15 protein-coding genes are annotated in these 16,348 nt (G+C 68.3%); 5 read left to right on the forward strand and 10 right to left on the reverse strand.

Annotated elements, in window-relative coordinates:
- The first annotated feature begins 1 nt into the window (after position 1).
- The 3 genes from G6N48_RS07735 (at position 2) to G6N48_RS07745 (ending at position 3,073) form a co-directional block, all read left to right on the forward strand.
- Complete coding sequence (locus G6N48_RS07735; RefSeq protein WP_085271551.1) at positions 2 to 703, forward strand: pyrimidine reductase family protein; 702 nt, start codon at positions 2 to 4, stop codon at positions 701 to 703.
- 149 nt (positions 704 to 852) lie between these two features.
- Positions 853 to 1,194: a hypothetical protein gene (locus tag G6N48_RS07740; RefSeq protein ID WP_085271552.1), complete on the forward strand. Its 342-nt coding sequence runs from the start codon at positions 853 to 855 to the stop codon at positions 1,192 to 1,194.
- Positions 1,195 to 1,324: 130 nt separating this feature from the next.
- Positions 1,325 to 3,073 carry a serine/threonine protein kinase PknE gene (locus tag G6N48_RS07745; RefSeq protein ID WP_085271553.1) on the forward strand — a complete coding sequence of 583 codons (1,749 nt, stop codon included), beginning with the start codon at positions 1,325 to 1,327 and terminating at the stop codon, positions 3,071 to 3,073.
- A gap of 5 nt (positions 3,074 to 3,078) precedes the next feature.
- Here G6N48_RS07745 and G6N48_RS07750 read toward each other — a convergent pair whose 3' ends face one another.
- The 7 genes from G6N48_RS07750 to G6N48_RS07775 all read right to left on the reverse strand — a co-directional run bounded on the left by G6N48_RS07750 (position 3,079) and on the right by G6N48_RS07775 (position 12,687).
- Positions 3,079 to 5,256: a glutamine synthetase III family protein gene (locus G6N48_RS07750; RefSeq protein ID WP_085271554.1), complete on the reverse strand. Its 2,178-nt coding sequence runs from the start codon at positions 5,254 to 5,256 to the stop codon at positions 3,079 to 3,081.
- 185 nt (positions 5,257 to 5,441) lie between these two features.
- Positions 5,442 to 5,891 carry a hypothetical protein gene (locus G6N48_RS07755; protein WP_139825996.1) on the reverse strand — a complete coding sequence of 150 codons (450 nt, stop codon included), beginning with the start codon at positions 5,889 to 5,891 and terminating at the stop codon, positions 5,442 to 5,444.
- A 45-nt stretch (positions 5,892 to 5,936) separates the two neighbouring features.
- Positions 5,937 to 7,430 (reverse strand): MFS transporter, encoded by a 1,494-nt coding sequence (locus tag G6N48_RS07760; protein ID WP_085271556.1) that lies wholly within the window; start codon positions 7,428 to 7,430, stop codon positions 5,937 to 5,939.
- A 66-nt stretch (positions 7,431 to 7,496) separates the two neighbouring features.
- Entirely contained in the window at positions 7,497 to 9,293 is a 1,797-nt protein-coding gene (ngg, locus tag G6N48_RS07765; RefSeq protein ID WP_085271557.1) for an N-acetylglutaminylglutamine synthetase, read from the reverse strand.
- Positions 9,290 to 11,095, reverse strand: a complete 1,806-nt coding sequence (locus G6N48_RS07770) for an N-acetylglutaminylglutamine amidotransferase (RefSeq protein WP_085271643.1) — start codon at positions 11,093 to 11,095, stop codon at positions 9,290 to 9,292. Before G6N48_RS07770 ends, ngg begins: the two co-directional genes overlap by 4 nt.
- 87 nt (positions 11,096 to 11,182) lie before the next feature.
- Positions 11,183 to 11,305: an MFS transporter small subunit gene (locus tag G6N48_RS28615; protein ID WP_264048758.1), complete on the reverse strand. Its 123-nt coding sequence runs from the start codon at positions 11,303 to 11,305 to the stop codon at positions 11,183 to 11,185.
- Complete coding sequence (locus G6N48_RS07775; RefSeq protein WP_085271644.1) at positions 11,305 to 12,687, reverse strand: OFA family MFS transporter; 1,383 nt, start codon at positions 12,685 to 12,687, stop codon at positions 11,305 to 11,307. The genes G6N48_RS28615 and G6N48_RS07775 overlap by 1 nt, the downstream gene beginning before the upstream one ends.
- 274 nt (positions 12,688 to 12,961) lie before the next feature.
- Here G6N48_RS07775 and G6N48_RS07780 point away from each other — a divergent pair, with 274 nt between their 5' ends.
- Positions 12,962 to 13,303 carry a DUF732 domain-containing protein gene (locus G6N48_RS07780; RefSeq protein ID WP_085271558.1) on the forward strand — a complete coding sequence of 114 codons (342 nt, stop codon included), beginning with the start codon at positions 12,962 to 12,964 and terminating at the stop codon, positions 13,301 to 13,303.
- Between the two features lie 49 nt (positions 13,304 to 13,352).
- On the opposite strand, the gene G6N48_RS07785 is transcribed toward G6N48_RS07780, so the two are convergent.
- Both G6N48_RS07785 and G6N48_RS07790 read right to left on the reverse strand, forming a co-directional pair.
- Positions 13,353 to 13,814, reverse strand: coding sequence for a hypothetical protein (locus G6N48_RS07785; RefSeq protein WP_085271559.1), 462 nt, complete (start codon positions 13,812 to 13,814; stop codon positions 13,353 to 13,355).
- 159 nt (positions 13,815 to 13,973) lie between these two features.
- On the reverse strand, positions 13,974 to 15,005 hold the full coding sequence (locus tag G6N48_RS07790) for an epoxyqueuosine reductase (RefSeq protein ID WP_085271560.1): 1,032 nt from the start codon (positions 15,003 to 15,005) through the stop codon (positions 13,974 to 13,976).
- 154 nt (positions 15,006 to 15,159) lie between these two features.
- On the opposite strand from G6N48_RS07790, the gene G6N48_RS27685 reads away from it, so the two are divergent.
- Positions 15,160 to 15,330, forward strand: a complete 171-nt coding sequence (locus G6N48_RS27685; protein ID WP_169718465.1) for a hypothetical protein — start codon at positions 15,160 to 15,162, stop codon at positions 15,328 to 15,330.
- 109 nt (positions 15,331 to 15,439) lie between these two features.
- Here the strand turns inward: G6N48_RS27685 and G6N48_RS28620 are convergent, their stop codons facing one another.
- A complete protein-coding gene (locus tag G6N48_RS28620; protein ID WP_139825997.1) occupies positions 15,440 to 16,306 on the reverse strand; it encodes a PE family protein in 867 nt (288 codons plus the stop codon).
- Between the last annotated feature and the right edge of the window lie 42 nt (positions 16,307 to 16,348).

A 16,348-nucleotide genomic window follows, 5' to 3' on the forward strand; every position in this document is an offset into this window, starting at 1 on the left:
GATGCCGTCGCCCCTGGTCGGCCCCGTCGGTGGCATCGCGGAGCTTGCGTCGTTCTACGCCGACCCGCCGGACGGGGTGCGCGCCAACATGATCTTCAGCGCCGACGGCGCCGCCGCGTTCGGCGGGCGGGCCGGCCCGCTGTCGTGTCCCGTCGACCAGCAGCTCCTCAGGATCCTGCGGGGATACGCCGACGTGGTGCTGGTCGGCGCCGGCACCGCGCGCGCCGAGAACTACGGCCCGGTGCGCCTCACCGAGGCCGAAATGGACCGGCGACTTCGCGAGGGGCGGCCCGCACGACCCCCGATCGCGGTGGTCAGCCGAACCGGAGACCTGCCGGCCACCCTGTTCGGCGACCCCGACCAGGCCCCGGTCCTGCTGACCTGCACCCGGACCGGCATGGTCGACGCGGGCCCATGGCAGGTGATTGCGGCCGGCACCGACTCGGTGGACATGGCGCACGCGGTCGCGATGCTCCGGGAACGCGGCATGCGCCGCATCCTGTGCGAGGGCGGTCCGACCCTGCTCGACGAGCTGATCGAGGCGGACGCCGTCGACGAGATCTGCGTGACGGTCGCCCCCCGGCTCGCCGCGGGGCAGCCGGTGGGCCACCGACCGCAGTCGGCCTTGCCCGCTCCGGTCGCCATGCGGCTCGATCACGCCCTGGTGTCCGACGACTATCTGTTCCTGAGGTACCGCCGCTGAGCCCCTGAGCGCTCGAAATGCAGCCGTTGCCAGCGCTTCCTATGATGAGAAGGTCCGGGTTGAAGCTCACATCGGATCGCGTGTGCGACTCACCTTCAGTCCAGTGTCGTCCAGTTCCTCGAGGACATGCAGAGGGGGTCACCGGCCGGGTGAGTACTTCCAACGACGACCACCACTACCGCAACCTGGCGGTGGACAAATTGCGGCCCAGCGAGCTTCGCTGGGCGTTGAACAATGATGCGGTGCACGGCATCGCCTACGCTTTCCGCAACCCCGTTGCCGTCGCAGAAGCCAGCGACGACCCGGCGGACGACAGGGAGACCTACCTCGTCCGGGTGAAGCGCGACCACCTGGTCAGAGCGCTGGAGAAGATCAACGACTGGATCGGCGAGAACCCCGGCCCGGCCGGGATGCACGCATACGGCTTTCTGCGGGCGCTCTCCAGGGAGGGCCTCAGCGAACGCACGGCCGGCGACGACGGACACGTCTGATCCGGTCGCTGCGTTAGCTGCTTTCCCGATTCGCCGTGCCCGACGGCGGCGCCACACATTAGCCTTGAGCCTGGTACGCCGGGCGGTTCGCTCTCGCCCGGCGCGCGGCCGGCGGGTGAGGAGTCTGGCGATGGGTGATGCGACCGCGGATTCCCGTGCGGGTTCGCAGTTCGGCCCGTATCGGCTGCGGCGGCTGGTGGGCCGTGGGGGCATGGGCGACGTGTACGAGGCCGAGGACACGGTGCGCGAGCGGATTGTCGCCCTCAAACTGATGTCGCCCACCCTGTCCAGCGATCCCGTGTTCCGGTCGCGGATGCAGCGCGAGGCGCGCACGGCGGGGCGGCTGCACGAACCGCACGTCGTTCCGATCCACGATTTCGGCGAGATCGACGGCCAGCTCTACGTCGACATGCGCCTCATCGACGGCACGGATCTGGCCGCCATCGTCAAGCGGTACGGGCCGCTGTCGCCGCCCCGCGCGGTGGCGATCGTCCGCCAGATCGGCTCGGCGCTCGACGCCGCGCACGCCGCCGGCGTCCTGCACCGCGACGTCAAGCCGGAGAACATCCTGGTGAGCGCCGACGACTTCGCCTACCTCGTCGACTTCGGGATCGCGAGTGCCAGCTCCGACGAGAAGCTGACGCAGTTCGGCACCACCCTGGGCACTGTCAAGTACATGGCCCCCGAACGGTTCAGCGACTCCGACGTCACCCACCGCGCCGATATCTACGCGCTGAGCTGCGTCTTGTACGAATGCCTGACCGGGTCCCCGCCGTACACGGGGGATCAGGTCAGCGTGATGGGCGCGCATCTGAACCAGGAGATCCCGCGGCCCAGCGCCGCGCGCCCGGGCGTCCCGCCCGCATTCGACCGGGTGGTCGCCTGCGGCATGGCCAAAAACCCCGCGGACCGCTTCGCCACCTGCGGTGAACTGTCCGAGGCCGCCTACGCCGCGCTCGCCGAACCCGACCGCGACCGGGCCACCGACATCTTGCAACGCAACCAGGTGGCCACGCTGCCGGCCGCATTCGCCGGCCAGCCACCCGGCGGGATGGCCCGGCCACCGGTGCCCCCGGCCGTCGCGTCTTGGTCGCCGGCGTTCCCGGCCCCCCCGGTACCCGGCTGGGCGGCGGGCGGCGCCGGCGGGCAGCCGCCGCCACCGTGGGCTCCGCCGCCGCGGGGCGGCCGCAAGCCGTGGGTGTGGGTCAGCGTCGCCGCGGTCGCGGTGGTGGCCGCCGCGGGGGTCGTCCTCGGCGTCGTCCGGCCGTGGGAGGCGCCGCCCGGACCGGCACCGACGCCGCCTCCGCCGGCGGACGCGGTCGCGCTGCGGGTCCTCGACGACGGCGTCTTCGTGGGCAGCTCGGCGGCGCCGATGACCATCGACATCTTCAACGAGCCGATCTGCCCGCCGTGCGGCAGCTTCATCAGGTCCAACGCCGGCGACATCGACACCGCCGTCAACAACAAGAAGCTGGCAGTGCGCTACCACCTGCTCGACTTCCTCGACGACAAGTCGCACAGCAAGACCTACTCGACGCGGGCGGTGGCGGCCACGTACTGCGTTGCAGCACCGAATGATCCGAAGCTGTACACGGACTTCTACGCCGGCCTGTTCGCCAGCAGCTTCCAGCCTTCGGAGGATGCGCCGGAAGACCGGACCGACGGCGAACTGGCCCAGCTCGCGAAATCCGTCGGCGCAGACGCTGCCGTGATCGCCTGCATCAAGTCCGGCGAAGACGTCGGCACTGCAAAGTTGAAGGCCGAGGCGGGCAGCGCCGCGCTGTCCGGCCTCAACGCCAACTCAACGCCGTTCGTGTGGGACGGCACCACGTCGGTGAACTACCAGGACCCGGCCTGGCTGACCAAGCTGCTCGGCTAGCCGAATCAGAGGATGTAGAGCATCTCCTGGTAGGTCGGCAGCGGCCAAAGATCGTCGGCCACAAGGCTTTCCAACGTGTCAGCGGCGGCACGCACGGCCGCCATCGCCGGCAGCAGCGCCTCCTGCGCGTGCTTGGCCTCGTCGAGCGCCGTCTCCGCCGAGTGGTCGGCCAGCGCCGACTTCAGCGACGACAGCCCCGTCTGCAGGTCGGCGATCGGGGCCGAAACCGCTTCCAGCGCAGCTGTGCTGGCCTCGACGCCGGCCTGCTTGAGCGCCGCGACGTTCTGCGCGAGTTCGGTCTGGTAGCGGATCGCGGCCGGCAGGATGACGGTCGTCCCGATCTCCAGCGCCAGCTTCGCCTCGACCCCGATGGTCAGGGCATACTGCTCCAACCGGACCTCGTAGCGGCTGTGCAGTTCGCGCTCGTTGAACACGCCGTACTTCTCGAACAGCTCCACCGCTTCCGGTTTGATCAGCTCCGGGATGGCGTCCAGCGACGTCTTGAGGTTCGGCAGTCCCCGCTCGGCGGCTTCGAGCTGCCACTTCTCGGAGTAGCCGTCGCCGTTGTAGACCACCGCACCGTGTTCGGTGATCACGTCGGTGAGCAGCTGCTGCACGGCCTGGTCGAAGTCCCCGCCCTCCTCGACGGCCTTCTCCAGAATGGTCGCCATGTAGTCGAACGAGTCCGCCATGATCGTGTTGAGCACGATCATCGGCACCGCGACCGTCTGGCCCGAGCCGGGCGCCCGGAACTCGAAGCGGTTGCCGGTGAACGCGAATGGGCTGGTCCGGTTGCGGTCGCCGGGGTCGGTGGGCAGCGGGGGCAGCGTGTCCACACCGATGATCATGGTGCCCTTGCCCTTCGAAGACGTGGCCGCACCCTTGGCGATCTGCTCGAACACGTCGGCGAGTTGCTCGCCGAGGAAGATCGAGATGATGGCCGGCGGCGCCTCGTTGGCGCCGAGCCGGTGGTCGTTGGTGGCCGAGGCGACCGAAACGCGAAGCAGCCCGGCGAATTTGTGCACCGCGCGGATGACCGCCGCGCAGAACACCAGGAACTGGGCGTTCTCGTGCGGAGTGTCACCGGGCACCAGCAACGACCCCAGGTCGCTGTTGCCCATCGAGAAGTTGACATGCTTGCCCGATCCGTTGACGCCGGCGAACGGCTTCTCGTGGAACAGGCACTCCATGCCGTGCTTCTTGGCGACCGTCTTGAAGATCGTCATCAGCAGCTGCTGGTGGTCGGAGGCGATGTTGGCGCGCTCGAACATCGGCGCGATCTCGAACTGGCCGGGAGCCACCTCGTTGTGCCGGGTCTTGGCGGGAATGCCCAGCTTGAACAGCTCACGCTCGGTGTCCATCATGAAGGCCAGGACGCGCTCGGGCACGGCGCCGAAGTAATGGTCGTCGAACTCCTGGCCCTTGGGCGGCTTGGCGCCGAACAGGGTGCGGCCGGCGTTGACCAGGTCCGGGCGCGCCAGGAAGAAGTGCCGGTCGATCAGGAAGTACTCCTGCTCGGGCCCACAGAACGAGACGACGTGGTTGAGGTCCTTGTGACCGAACAACTTCAGAATGCGCTCGGCCTGTGCGCCCATGGCCTGCTGGCTGCGCAGCAGCGGCGTCTTGTAGTCCAGCGCCTCACCGGTCATCGACACGAACACCGTGGGGATGCACAGCGTCTTGCCGTTCGGATTGTCCAGGATGTAGGCCGGGCTGGTGACGTCCCAGCCCGTGTAGCCGCGCGCCTCGAAGGTGCTGCGCAGTCCTCCCGACGGGAAGCTGGAGGCATCGGGCTCACCCTGGATCAGGGTCTTGCCGGCGAACTCGGCCAGCGTCGCACCGTCGGAGACGGGCTCGAGGAAGCTGTCGTGCTTCTCGGCGGTCAGGCCGGTCATCGGGTAGAACACGTGGGCGTAGTGGGTGGCGCCCTTTTCCAGCGCCCAGTCCTTCATGGCGACCGCGACGGTGTCGGCCACGGCGGGGTCGAGCTTGGCGCCCTTCTCGAGCGTGGCGACCACCGACTTGAACACGGCCTTTGGCAAACGGGCCTGCATCTCGGATTTGGTGAAAACGTTCGAGCCGAAGACCTCGCCGGGTTGCTCGCCGGGCACGAAGCTGTTGGCGGGGGGGACGTATGCCTCGACGTTGTTGATCGCCTCGAGGCGGACTGCGTTTCCGCTCAATTGAGTTCCTATCGCTGCTGCAGGGGGCCCACGAATTTGCTCCACGGAAGGTGGACCGACTCACACTAGGAACGTTCGATGGCAAACTTGTTACGCGCGCGTCACCGGCGCACTTGCGATGGTTGCGAACACAATACGGGCTGCCTCATCCGTCAGCCGACCTCGCGGTGCGGCCGGCGAGGCGCCTACCTTCGGGTATGCCGGTCAAACGGCTCCCGGCGCGTCTTGGCGAACTCCCGGCGCCCCGGAAACAACCACCACACCCGGCTCAACGACGGGACTTGGAGCCTCATGATGCGCAGGGTGCCGACGATCAGCACCGCCGCGAGCGGCAACTCCCCCAGCGCGGCGGTGAGAACCGAAACGACGAAATCGGCACGCCGGGCGGTGAGCACGTCGAACCAGGCATCGCAGATCAGCAGCACCCCGGTGGTGAAGGCGAACAGCGTCAGCAACCGATGCTGCATGAATCCGAGCACCGCGGTGGCGATCATGAACCCGAGGAGCAGCACGTCGAAGCCGACCCAGGTCAACTCCCAATGCTGGGCGGGGTAGCTCTGCGGCAGCGTCAGCGCCAAAAAGATGGTCCACGGGATCAGGGCGATCCCGGCGCACAGCGCCAGCCACTCGCGCATCCGGCGGATCTTCACCGCCCGCCGCGACCGCATCACGGCGCCGATCTACCGCGCCGCCCCGCGGCTGTCCGGTGAGGGCTCATCTTCCTGCGCGTCGGCCACCGTCAGCGGCAGCGCCAGATCCTCCAGCGACCGCTGTTCGGCGGCGACGCCGAGGCGCAGTTCGACCAGGCCCGCGGCGGCCATCACCGCCGCCCCGATCAGGAATGACCACATGACCTGACCGCGATCTCCCGAGTTGATCAACTGACCGAACAGCAGCGGACCGGCGATGCCGCCGATCGCCGTGCCCACGGCGTAGAAGAAGGCGATCGCCAGCGCCCGGGTCTCCATCGGAAAGATCTCGCTGACGGTCAGGTACGCCGCGCTCGCTCCCGCCGACGCCACGAAGAACGTCACCGCGAGCACGACGATGAAAGCCCACACACCGCCGGTCCCGCGCTCGAACAGCACCGCCAGGGCGGCGGCCACCGCCGCCGAACCCAGGTAGGACAGCGTGATCATCGGCTTGCGGCCGACGGTGTCGAACAATCGCCCGAGCAGCAAGGGGCCCAGGAAGTTGCTGAGCGCCCACAGGATGAAGAACAGCGGCACCTTGCCGGAAGGAACTCCGTAGAAGTTGCTCAGCAGGGTGCCCAGGTTGAACGTCACTCCGTTGTAGAGGAAGGCCTGCCCGATGAACAGCGCCAGCCCGAGGACCGCCCTCCCCGGATAGAGCGTGAAAGCGACTCTGGCGATCTCGGTGAACGAGATCGATTCGCGCTGGCGGATTCTCAGCGGCCGGCCCTCCGGCTCGGGCAGCGGTTCGCCGGTGTGGGCCTCCACGTCCGTTTCGATCTCGCCGACGATGCGCTCGGCCTCCTCGTCGCGGCCGTGGATGAACAACCATCGCGGGCTCTCCGGGACGTTGCGGCGCACCAACAGGACGAAGATGCCGAGGATTGCGCCGATGCCGAAGGCCAGCCGCCAGCCGATGTTCGCCGGGAAGTTCGACGTGTCGAGGACGACCAGCGCACCCGCGGCCCCGGCGGCCGAACCCAGCCAATAGGTCCCGTTGATCAGCAGGTCCACCCGGCCGCGCACCCGGGCGGGGATCAGCTCGTCGATTGCCGAATTGATGGCCGCGTATTCGCCGCCTATGCCGGCGCCGGTGAAGAACCGGGTGACGAAGAAATACCAGGGCGCGAAGGCGAACGCGGTTGCGACCGTGGACACCAGGTACAGCGCGAGGGTCAGGATGAACAGGTTGCGGCGTCCGAAGCGGTCGGTCAGGTGACCGAAGAACAGTGCGCCCAGGCAGGCGCCGGTGATGTAGATGGCCGCGGCCACGCCGATCTGCGCGGGGTCCAGCGCGATGCCGCTGCCCTTCTCGGTCAGGCGGGCCGAGACGTTGCCGACCATGGTGACCTCGAGCCCGTCGAGCACCCACACGCCGCCGAGCCCGATGACCACCCGCCAGTGAAACCGCGACCAGGGCAACCGGTCCAGTCGCGCCGGCACCCGCGTGGTGATGGTCCCGGTCTGCACGCCGTCGCTCATGCTTGACTCCGTTCTGTGCGCAGGGGCCGGCCCCGGCACCGTCTTCGTGATCGCCCGGGTCCGCTGTCAGTCACGGGCGTGGCGCGACTCCTCGGGAGTCCAGGCCGGTGGCTGCCCCGGGTGTCCCGGGAACAGGAAGTCGAGGAACGCCGCGGCCGTCGGCTGCGGTTCGTGGTTGGCCAGGCCCGGTCGCTCGTTGGCTTCGATGAACGCGTAGTCGGTGCCGGTGATGTCCGGCACGAGCAGGTCGATTCCCGTCACCGGGATGCCGATCGCGTCGGCGGCGGCCACCGCGACCCGGCACAGTTCCGGATTCACCTGGGCGGTGACGTCGTGGATCGTGCCGCCCTGGTGCAGGTTCGCCGTGTGGCGCACGCGCAGCCGGACGCCCTGCGGCAGCACGTCGTCCAGCCGCCAGCCGTACTCGGCGACGGTGGCCTCGGTGACGTCGTCGATCGGGATCCGGGACTCGCCACCGGTGGCCGCCGAACGCCGACGGCTCTCGGCCGCGATCAGGTCGCGCACCGTGTGCTCCCCGGTGCCGATGACCTCGGGCGGCAGCCGCAGCGCGGCGGCGACCACCCGGCCGTCGATCACCACCAACCGCAGGTCGTCGCCCGTCACCCGCTCCTCGATCAACACCTCGAAGAATTGCTCGCGCGCCCGCGCCACGGCGGCGGTGAGCTCGTCGGGGCCCCGGTCGGCGAGAACGCCGACGGTGATGCCCTTGCCCTGCTCCCCCCGCGTCGGTTTGACGACGACCTCGCCGACCTCCTGCAGGAAGGCGTAGTCCTCGTCGTCGAACGTGGCCAGGCGGGCGCGCGGCACGGTGATGCCGGCGTCGGCGACCAGGCGGCGCGTAAGGCGCTTGTCGTCGCAGCGGCACATGGCGACCGCCGAGGTGAACTCGGACAGTGACTCGCGGGTGATCACACTGCGGCCGCCGTGGGTCAGGCGTATCTCGCCGGTTTCGGCGTCCAGCACCTCGACCCAGATGCCGCGGCGCAGCGCTTCGTCGGCGATGATCCGCGCGTAGGGGTTGAGGTCGTCGATCGTCTCCGGCGGCGCGGTGAACAGCGGCTCGTTGATCGCGTTCTTGCGTTTGATGGCGAGCACCGGGACACGGCGGAAGCCGAGCTTCTCGTAGAGGCGGATGGCGGCGGCGTTGTCGTGCGCGACGGACAGGTCCATGTAGGAGCGGCCCGCCCGGCGGAAATGCTCGGCCAGGGCCCGGGTGAGCGCCTCGCCGATCCCCGGGATCCCGGCGGCCGGGTCGACGGCCAGGGTCCACAGGCTCGATCCCCGCTCCGGGTCGGAGAAGAGCAGCTCGTGGTCGACGCCGGTCACGGTGCCCACGACGGCCCCGTCGCCGTCGCGGACCGCGATCAGATACGTCACGGCCTGCACCTGCTCGTGGTTGTGCCAGATGATCTCCACGGGGGCGGGGACCATTCCGCAGCGGACGTAGACGCGGTTCATCGCGTCGGCGTCGTCCGGGTTCTCCAGCGTGCGTACCGCCACGCCGGGCGGCCGGGGTGATGGCTCGTCGCTGTCCGAGTCGCCGGTGAAACGCAGGCGGTAGGTGTGGCTGGGGTCGATGAAGAGCTCGGTGGGCGCCCCCGCGATCACCACATGGGACTCGCGGGCGTAGATGCAGATGTCGCGCCGGCCGGGGGTTTCGCGCCGCAGGGCTTCGGCGAGCGTATCGGCATCCTCAAAGGTCTGGCCGAAAATCAGCCGCCCCCATCCCATTTCGAGTTCGACGTCCTTGACCATCGCATCCATCAGGTGCTGCGGCGAAGCGTCGTGCAGGCCTAGTGTGATCGCCTCCGTGTGCTCGTCCGAGGGATCGGTCACGGTCATGCCGCCGGACCCGTCACACCATGTCGCTGTAGCCAGAGTTCCAGCAGGGCGATTTGCCAGAGCTCGTTGCCGCGCAGGGGGGTCAGCTTGCCGTTCGGGTCGGCCAGCAGCGCGTCGACCGCGTCGGCGCGAAACAGCCCGCGCTCCTTGGCGACCGGCGAGTAGAGCGCGTCGCGCACCATCTCCAGGTAGGGGCCTTCGAGATGGGTCAGGGCGGGAACCGGGAAATACCCCTTCGGCCGATCGATGACCTCCGACGGAATCACCCGTCGCGCAGCCTGTTTGAGCACGCCCTTGCCCTCGTGGGCGGTCTTGAGTTCCGGTGGGCAGGTCGCGGCCAGCTCGACCAGCTCGTGGTCCAGGAAGGGGACCCGGCCTTCCAGTCCCCACGCCATGGTCATGTTGTCCACGCGCTTCACCGGGTCGTCGACCAGCATCACGGTGGTATCGAGACGCAGCGCCCGGTCGACACCCGTTTCGGCTCCGGCGCGCGCGAAGTGTTCGGTGACGAAGCGCCCGCTGGGGTCGCCGTCGGCGAAGTACGCCCGTCCCAACAGATCCCGCACGCCCGCGGCGTCGCGGTCGAAGAACGCGCCGCGGTATTCGGCGACCGCGCCCTCCAGCGAGGCGGCGGCCGGCGAACCCATCGGGGGATACCAGTGGTAGCCGGCGAACACCTCGTCGGCGCCCTGGCCCGACTGTACGACCTTCACGTGGCGCGAAACTTCCTGGCTGAGCAGGTAGAAGGCGACGCAGTCGTGGCTGACCATCGGCTCACTCATGGCGCCGATCGCGCCGTCGAGCGCGGGCAGCATCCGGTCGGTCCCGATCCGGATCTGATGGTGATCGGTCCCGAAACGCTTTGCGATGATGTCCGACCAGCGGAACTCGTCGCCCTCGACGCCGCCTGCCGCTTCGAATCCGATGGAGAACGTCATCAGCCCGTGCTGGCCGGCCTCGGCGAGCAGACCGACGATCAGGCTCGAGTCGACGCCGCCGGACAGCAGGCAGCCGACCGGGACGTCGGCGACCAGGCGGCGCTTGACCGCGACCCGAAGCGCGTCGAGCACCGCGTCTTCCCAGTCGGTCTCCGACCAGCCCGCCCGGTCGTCGTGCCGGGTGAAGTCGGGGGTCCAGTAGGTCCGGGAGGTCCGCCGACCATCTGGCTCGATGGCGACCAGCGAACCGGGCGCGACCTTACGCACGCCCCGCAGAATGGTCAGCGGTGGCGGCACCACGGAGTGAAACGTCATGTAGTGGTGCAGCGCTGTCGCGTCGATCCGGGTGTCCACCCCGCCCCCGGCGAGCAACGCCGGCAGTGTCGACGCGAACCTGATCCGGTCGCCGTCCTCCGTCAGGTAGAGGGGCTTGATGCCCAGGCGGTCCCGGCCGAGCAGCACCCGTCCGCTGTCGCGTTCGACGATGGCGAAGGCGAACATGCCGTGGAGGTGGCGCACGAAGTCGTCGCCCCAGCGGTGATAGGCCTTGAGCAGCACCTCGGTGTCGCTGTGGGAGAAGAATCTGTAGCCGTGGCCCTCGAGCTCGCGACGCAGGTCCTGGTAGTTGTAGATGCAGCCGTTCCAGGCGATGGCCAGTCCGAGCTCGGCGTCCACCATCGGCTGGGCGCCGGCCTCCGTCAGGTCGATGATCCTGAGGCGACGATGACCGAGGGCTGTCCGCCCCTGTGACCAGGCACCTGCCGCGTCCGGGCCCCGAGGGGCCAGCACGGCGGCCATGGCCGTGACTGCCGCTACGTCGGGGATCCGGCCGTCGAGTCGTACCTCACCGGTGACTCCACACACCTCTTGAACCATACCGGGACTGCCCGGCTCGCCGTACGGCCACCGAAGAGGAAGCAGGGAAATCCAGCTGATGGAGGCCGGCGGACCTCAGCGGGTGAACAGGGCGGGGATCTTCTCGACGAGTTCGCAGACGCCGTACACGAAGGGTAGGCCAACCCACAGCCAACTCACGGTGGCCAGCGCCCTGACGCGCGCCCGGGACGGTTTCATCAGCGCTCCTTCGCGGGCGCCGCGCCCGCCGTTCGCCGCGCATCCGTGGGCGCGGCAATCGGATCGGGCGGGGCCGGGGTGCGGATCAGCTCGTTGCACACCGCGCCGATCAGCAACAGGACCACCATGATGGCGAACGACCATCGGTACCGGTCGGGCCCGACGGCCCCGGCGGCGACCCGGTCGTCGGCAATCGCGTTGACGATGACCGGCCCGAGCACCCCCGCGACCGACCACGCCGTCAGCAACCTGCCGTGAATCGCGCCGACCTGCTGGTAACCGAACAGATCGCGCAGATATGCGGGCGCGGTCGCGAACCCGGCCCCGTAAAACGACAGCAAGACGATGCACACCACCAAGAACAGCGGTTTGCTGGCGTTCTGCGCCACGATCAGCACCAGGTAGAGCAGCGCACCGACGCCCAGATATAGCCGGTAGATGTTCTTGCGCCCCGCCGAATCCGAGACCGAGGACCACAGAATGCGTCCCGCGGAGTTGGCCAGCGACAGCAGCGCGACGAATCCCGCCGCCGCGGCGGTCAGGGCCGCCTTCGAGCCCGCGTGCGGGAAGTAGTCCCGATAGATCGGTGCCGCCCGTTCGAGGATGCCGATCCCGGCGGTGACGTTGAAGCACAGCACCACCCACAGGAGCCAGAACTGGGGTGTGCGGATCGCTTCGCTTGCGGTGCGGTCCGGACCCGCGGCGCGCTGCGTGCGCTTCGGCGTCACGGTCCTGACAACGGGTGGTTCCCACTCCGGTGGCGGCACCCGCACCAGCACGACGCCCAGACTCATGAACGCCGCGTAGACCACACCCATCGTGAAGAACGTCGCAGCCAATCCGTGGCGGTCGGTGCCGAACCACTTCATCAGCTGTGCCGACCACGGCGAGGCGATGAGCGCGCCACCGCCGAAACCCATGATGGCGAAGCCCGTAGCCATCCCGGGCCGGTCGGGGAACCACTTCATCAGTGTGGAAACCGGTGAAATGTAACCGATTCCGAGACCGATGCCGCCGATCAGCCCGTACCCGACGATGATCAGCCACATCTGCCCGTATTGCGCCGCGACGGCCGCGACCAGCAATCCGCCGCTGAAACAGGACGTCGCCACCAGCATCGCCCAGCGTGGCCCCCGCCTCTCGACGGTGGTTCCCAACACGGCCGCCGACATGCCGAGCATGACGATGCCCAAGGTGAACGGCAGGGCAGTCAAAAGGCCTGAAGCGCCCATCGTTTCGTGCAGCGGCAGCTTGAATACGCTCCAGGAGTAGACGCTGCCGATCGCCAGGTGTATCGACAGGGCGGCCGGTGGTACGAGCCACCTGTTCCATCCGAGTCCCGCGACGACTCGGCGGCGCGACAGAACTCCGGCAGATTGCATGGTCCTCTTTTCGTGAATGGCCACCTATCAAGGCGTTCGGTCGTGTCACGGTGATGAGTCGACGTCGAACGGGGCCGGAATCGACGCTAGCAGCAGGGCCGCGCCCGCGCGCCCCACAATCGGCCCTGACATCGCATGTTGTCGTCACGCCTCGTGGGTTCGCCTATCGCTCAACCCCGTTGACTGCCGACAGGAAAGATCGGCAGGTTTCGGTTAGGGTTGCGCCACCACCATCCTCGGCCGATAGCCGATTCGCCCCACGTGGAGGGAGTCCATGACCCCCAGGCACGCACACCGTGGGAAACGGTCGGCGCTCGGCGCGCTTGCGCTGTCCGCAGGCGCGCTGTTCGCCGCGTCGCCGGCAACCGCGGACCCGACCGACGACGGGTTTGTCGCGGCACTGCGCAAAAACGGGATTGTCATCAACGACCCGGCGACCGCGGTCGCCCTCGCCCACGGCGTGTGCGCAGGTTTCGATAAGGGCGAAACGCCACGCTTCGTGGCCATGTCGTTGATCAAAGACACAAATCTCTCACCGGAGAAGTCCGGGTTTTTCATGGTCGTCGCGGTGGCCGATTACTGCCCGAATCACCAGGGCGCCCTCGCAAGCTCGTGAGCGGTCCGATTCTCGGCCGCTAGAGTCTCGGCCGCTAGAGTCTCGGCCGCTAGAGTCTGTCGAAGATGCTGTTGACGATGTCGTCCCCGATGCCGATGCCCGCACCGGTGACGATCGCCTGACCGAAGCGCCCGCTGAGAAACCGCTGCAGCCCGCCGCCGGACGCCGCGGGCGGCTGGTAGGGCTGCGGGAACGGTGCCGCCGCCTGGTACTGGGGTGCTTGCGCATACGGGGCGGCCGGCGGGTAGTACTGCGGCGCCGGCGGCTCGGCGGCCGCGACATGGGTGTCGACCAGGGCGTGGATCGCCTGGAGCAGTTCGGTGGTGGTGCTCTGCTCCTCGCGGATCGCCAGCGCGATCTCCTTGAGATCGAGCGCCCATTCGCGTGCGTGCGCATCGCCCGCGGCGGCCGCGGCGGACATCTTGTTCGCCAACGTCTGGATTAAGGTTCCGGTTTGTTGCGCCTGTTGCTGCAGCGCGCTGAACTGGCGGTCGACGGTATCGGTGTCCACTGCCGCACTCCCTTCGCTCGGTCCTGACTCGACATCTACCACCGCGGCGGCCGCTATGGCTGTGACCCGGCTGAGGGATTCCGATGATTAGTACGCAGAACGCTTTGCGTGCACGCGCCGTCAACGCGCGATACCGGGCGTTCACCTGCTCGCGGTGTGCTAGCGCCCGCGGATCCCGCTGTCGACGACCTTCACCCGTTTGTGCGGGTAGCGGCGTTCGGCGTGCGCCTTTGCCGGTGAGTCCGGCAGCACGTAGAGCGTCTCCTTCTTGTCCTGCAACGGTTTGAGCACCAAGTCCATGAAGCCCTTGCGGTCGTCGAGGTAGGGCTCGATGACCTCCTCGCCGGCCGGGCACACCGCCAGGCAGTAAGCGGCCTTGTAGTTGGGTTTGAACGCCAGGCTCTGCCACATCGAGGCATTCTCCGAATCGCTGACCCTGGAACGGAATTCGTTCGCATCCGCACTGTCGGCGACGGTCTGAACCCAATCGGTGAACCCGCCCATGAATTCGCGATAGTTGTGCACCGAGCAGGACACGAAGTCGAACTCGCCGTTCTTGCCGATCGCACCGACCGGGCACGCCGCGACGCACAGCTTGCATTCCAGGCAGGGGCTGTAGTCCAGCGGTTCACCGTAGCTAGTGATCGGCGCGTCCACCAGGATCGTCCCGAGCAGGATGAAATTGCCGAACTTCGGGTGGATCACGTTGCGGTGGATGCCCATCACGCCCAGGCCGGCGGCCACGGCGACGGGCTTGTGCGCCACCACCCAGATCCGTCCCGGGAAGTTGTCCATCTCCATCGGGAAGGTCGCCGACGGGTTCAGCGCCCGGTACCCCGCATCCTGCAGGCGGCGCACGATGCGGTGCGCCGCCTCGTTGAGCACCTCGCCGCTGCGGTGGAATTCCTGGTTTGCGACGCTGCGCGCGGTCGACCGCACGTTGTCGCGGTTCATTTTCACCACGAGCGAGATGTAGCTCCTGGTGCCCGGGAGCGCAGCCTCGACGTGTTCGAGTTCCGACGCCAGGGCGGGGTTGTCGACAGCGGCGAATGCGACGTCGTCGACGCCGGCCGCCAGGCACATCTCACGCAGCCGGCCGGCGTCGAGGGGCCCGGGCGTGGTCCTCGGGCGCGATCGCATCTTGCGGACGGTGGGGTGTTCGGCCAGTCGGCCCGCGTGGCGCTCGGTCATGCTGAGTATAGTACAGCATACTTAGACCCTGCGGGTGCGGCCACCGGTTCTCGGCCGGTTTCCGCGAGTTTGAACGGGCCTCCAAAGGGTTTGAACGGCGCCGATTCGGGAGACCCTCACCGGAAGCACCGATGACGCGCAGAGGAGATGTCTGGTGGATCAGCAGATCAACACGGACGCACCGATGGAGGCGCCCAAGGACGCCCGCAAGGCGACCGAGGAGCAACAAGAGCTCCAAGAGCAACTGGATCATCAGAACGAAGACCCCGACGGCCCGGCCCTGCATCAATCCCGGCACGACGTGGCCGACGAGAGTCGGCGATAGGCCATTTCGCAATCACGCCGCCCCCCGGGGCACAGGGACGCGCGCCCGGGCGTCCAAACGGGTTGTGAGGCAGCGCGTTACGACGAGTTGGAGGCGCGCGGCCGGCCCGTCATCCGCCGAACAGACCGAGCAACTCACCCGTCAGGACGGACGGCACCGTCACATTCCCGCCGCCCAGACTCGACGGCAGCGTCAGCACACCGCCGGTGAGGATCGAGGGGATGCCGACGTCTCCCCCACCCAGGCTCGACGGCAGCGTCAGAACGCCGCCGGTCAGGATCGACGGGACGCTCACCTGCCCTCCGCCCAGGATCGCGGGCAGGCGCACGATGCCGCCGGTGACGAGCCGGCTCAGGACACTGGTGAGCGGCGGGACGGTCAGCACACCGCCGCCCAGACTCGAAGGCAAGCTGAGCAATCCACCGGTGAGCACTGACGGTAATCCCAAGACCCCACCGCCAAGGGTGGCCGGCAGGTCAAGCACACCCCCGGTCAGGATCGACGGCACCGCTAGTTGGCCGCCGCCCAGAACCGACGGAAGGGTCACCACGCCGCCGTTGAGGATCGGGCCGAGGATCGAGCTCAGGCTCACGTCGGCCGCGGCGGCCCGAGCGCTCACGGCCGCCCCGCCGAGGGAATTCCCGAGCGATCCCTCGGTCGGCACATTCAGGGCGCTCAGCGCGACCTTTCCGGCGTTGTAGACCTCGGTGCTCAGGTAGGCACCGGCGCCCGCGTTCATCAAGCCGACGAACTGCTCGTGGAACGCTTCCGCCTGGGCGCTGAGCGCTTGGTAGTCCCTACCGAAGTCGTTGAACATCGTTGCGACCAAAGCCGATACCTCGTCCCGGGCCGCGGCGGCCACCGCGGTGGTGGGCGCCGCAGCCGAGGCGGCGGACCCCGCAAGCGATGTGCGGATACCCCCCAGATTTTGGGCAGCAGCCACCAACTGTTCCGGAGCCGCGATCACATAAGACACGTCCGCCTCCCGTCGACCCACACCACACGACGGTCGCCCGAT

The organism is Mycobacterium parmense, from assembly GCF_010730575.1.
Taxonomy (GTDB): domain Bacteria; phylum Actinomycetota; class Actinomycetes; order Mycobacteriales; family Mycobacteriaceae; genus Mycobacterium; species Mycobacterium parmense.

What these genes read in the sequence shown, in the direction of transcription:
- G6N48_RS07735 (WP_085271551.1), top strand. Translation starts at nt 2, where the DNA reads ATGCCGTCGCCCCTGGTCGGCCCCGTCGGTGGCATCGCGGAGCTTGCG.
- G6N48_RS07745 (WP_085271553.1), top strand. Translation starts at nt 1,325, where the DNA reads ATGGGTGATGCGACCGCGGATTCCCGTGCGGGTTCGCAGTTCGGCCCG.
- G6N48_RS07755 (WP_139825996.1), bottom strand. Translation starts at nt 5,891, where the DNA reads ATGCGCGAGTGGCTGGCGCTGTGCGCCGGGATCGCCCTGATCCCGTGG.
- G6N48_RS07760 (WP_085271556.1), bottom strand. Translation starts at nt 7,430, where the DNA reads ATGAGCGACGGCGTGCAGACCGGGACCATCACCACGCGGGTGCCGGCG.
- ngg (WP_085271557.1), bottom strand. Translation starts at nt 9,293, where the DNA reads ATGACCGTGACCGATCCCTCGGACGAGCACACGGAGGCGATCACACTA.
- G6N48_RS28615 (WP_264048758.1), bottom strand. Translation starts at nt 11,305, where the DNA reads ATGAAACCGTCCCGGGCGCGCGTCAGGGCGCTGGCCACCGTGAGTTGG.
- G6N48_RS07775 (WP_085271644.1), bottom strand. Translation starts at nt 12,687, where the DNA reads ATGCAATCTGCCGGAGTTCTGTCGCGCCGCCGAGTCGTCGCGGGACTC.
- G6N48_RS07780 (WP_085271558.1), top strand. Translation starts at nt 12,962, where the DNA reads ATGACCCCCAGGCACGCACACCGTGGGAAACGGTCGGCGCTCGGCGCG.
- G6N48_RS07790 (WP_085271560.1), bottom strand. Translation starts at nt 15,005, where the DNA reads ATGACCGAGCGCCACGCGGGCCGACTGGCCGAACACCCCACCGTCCGC.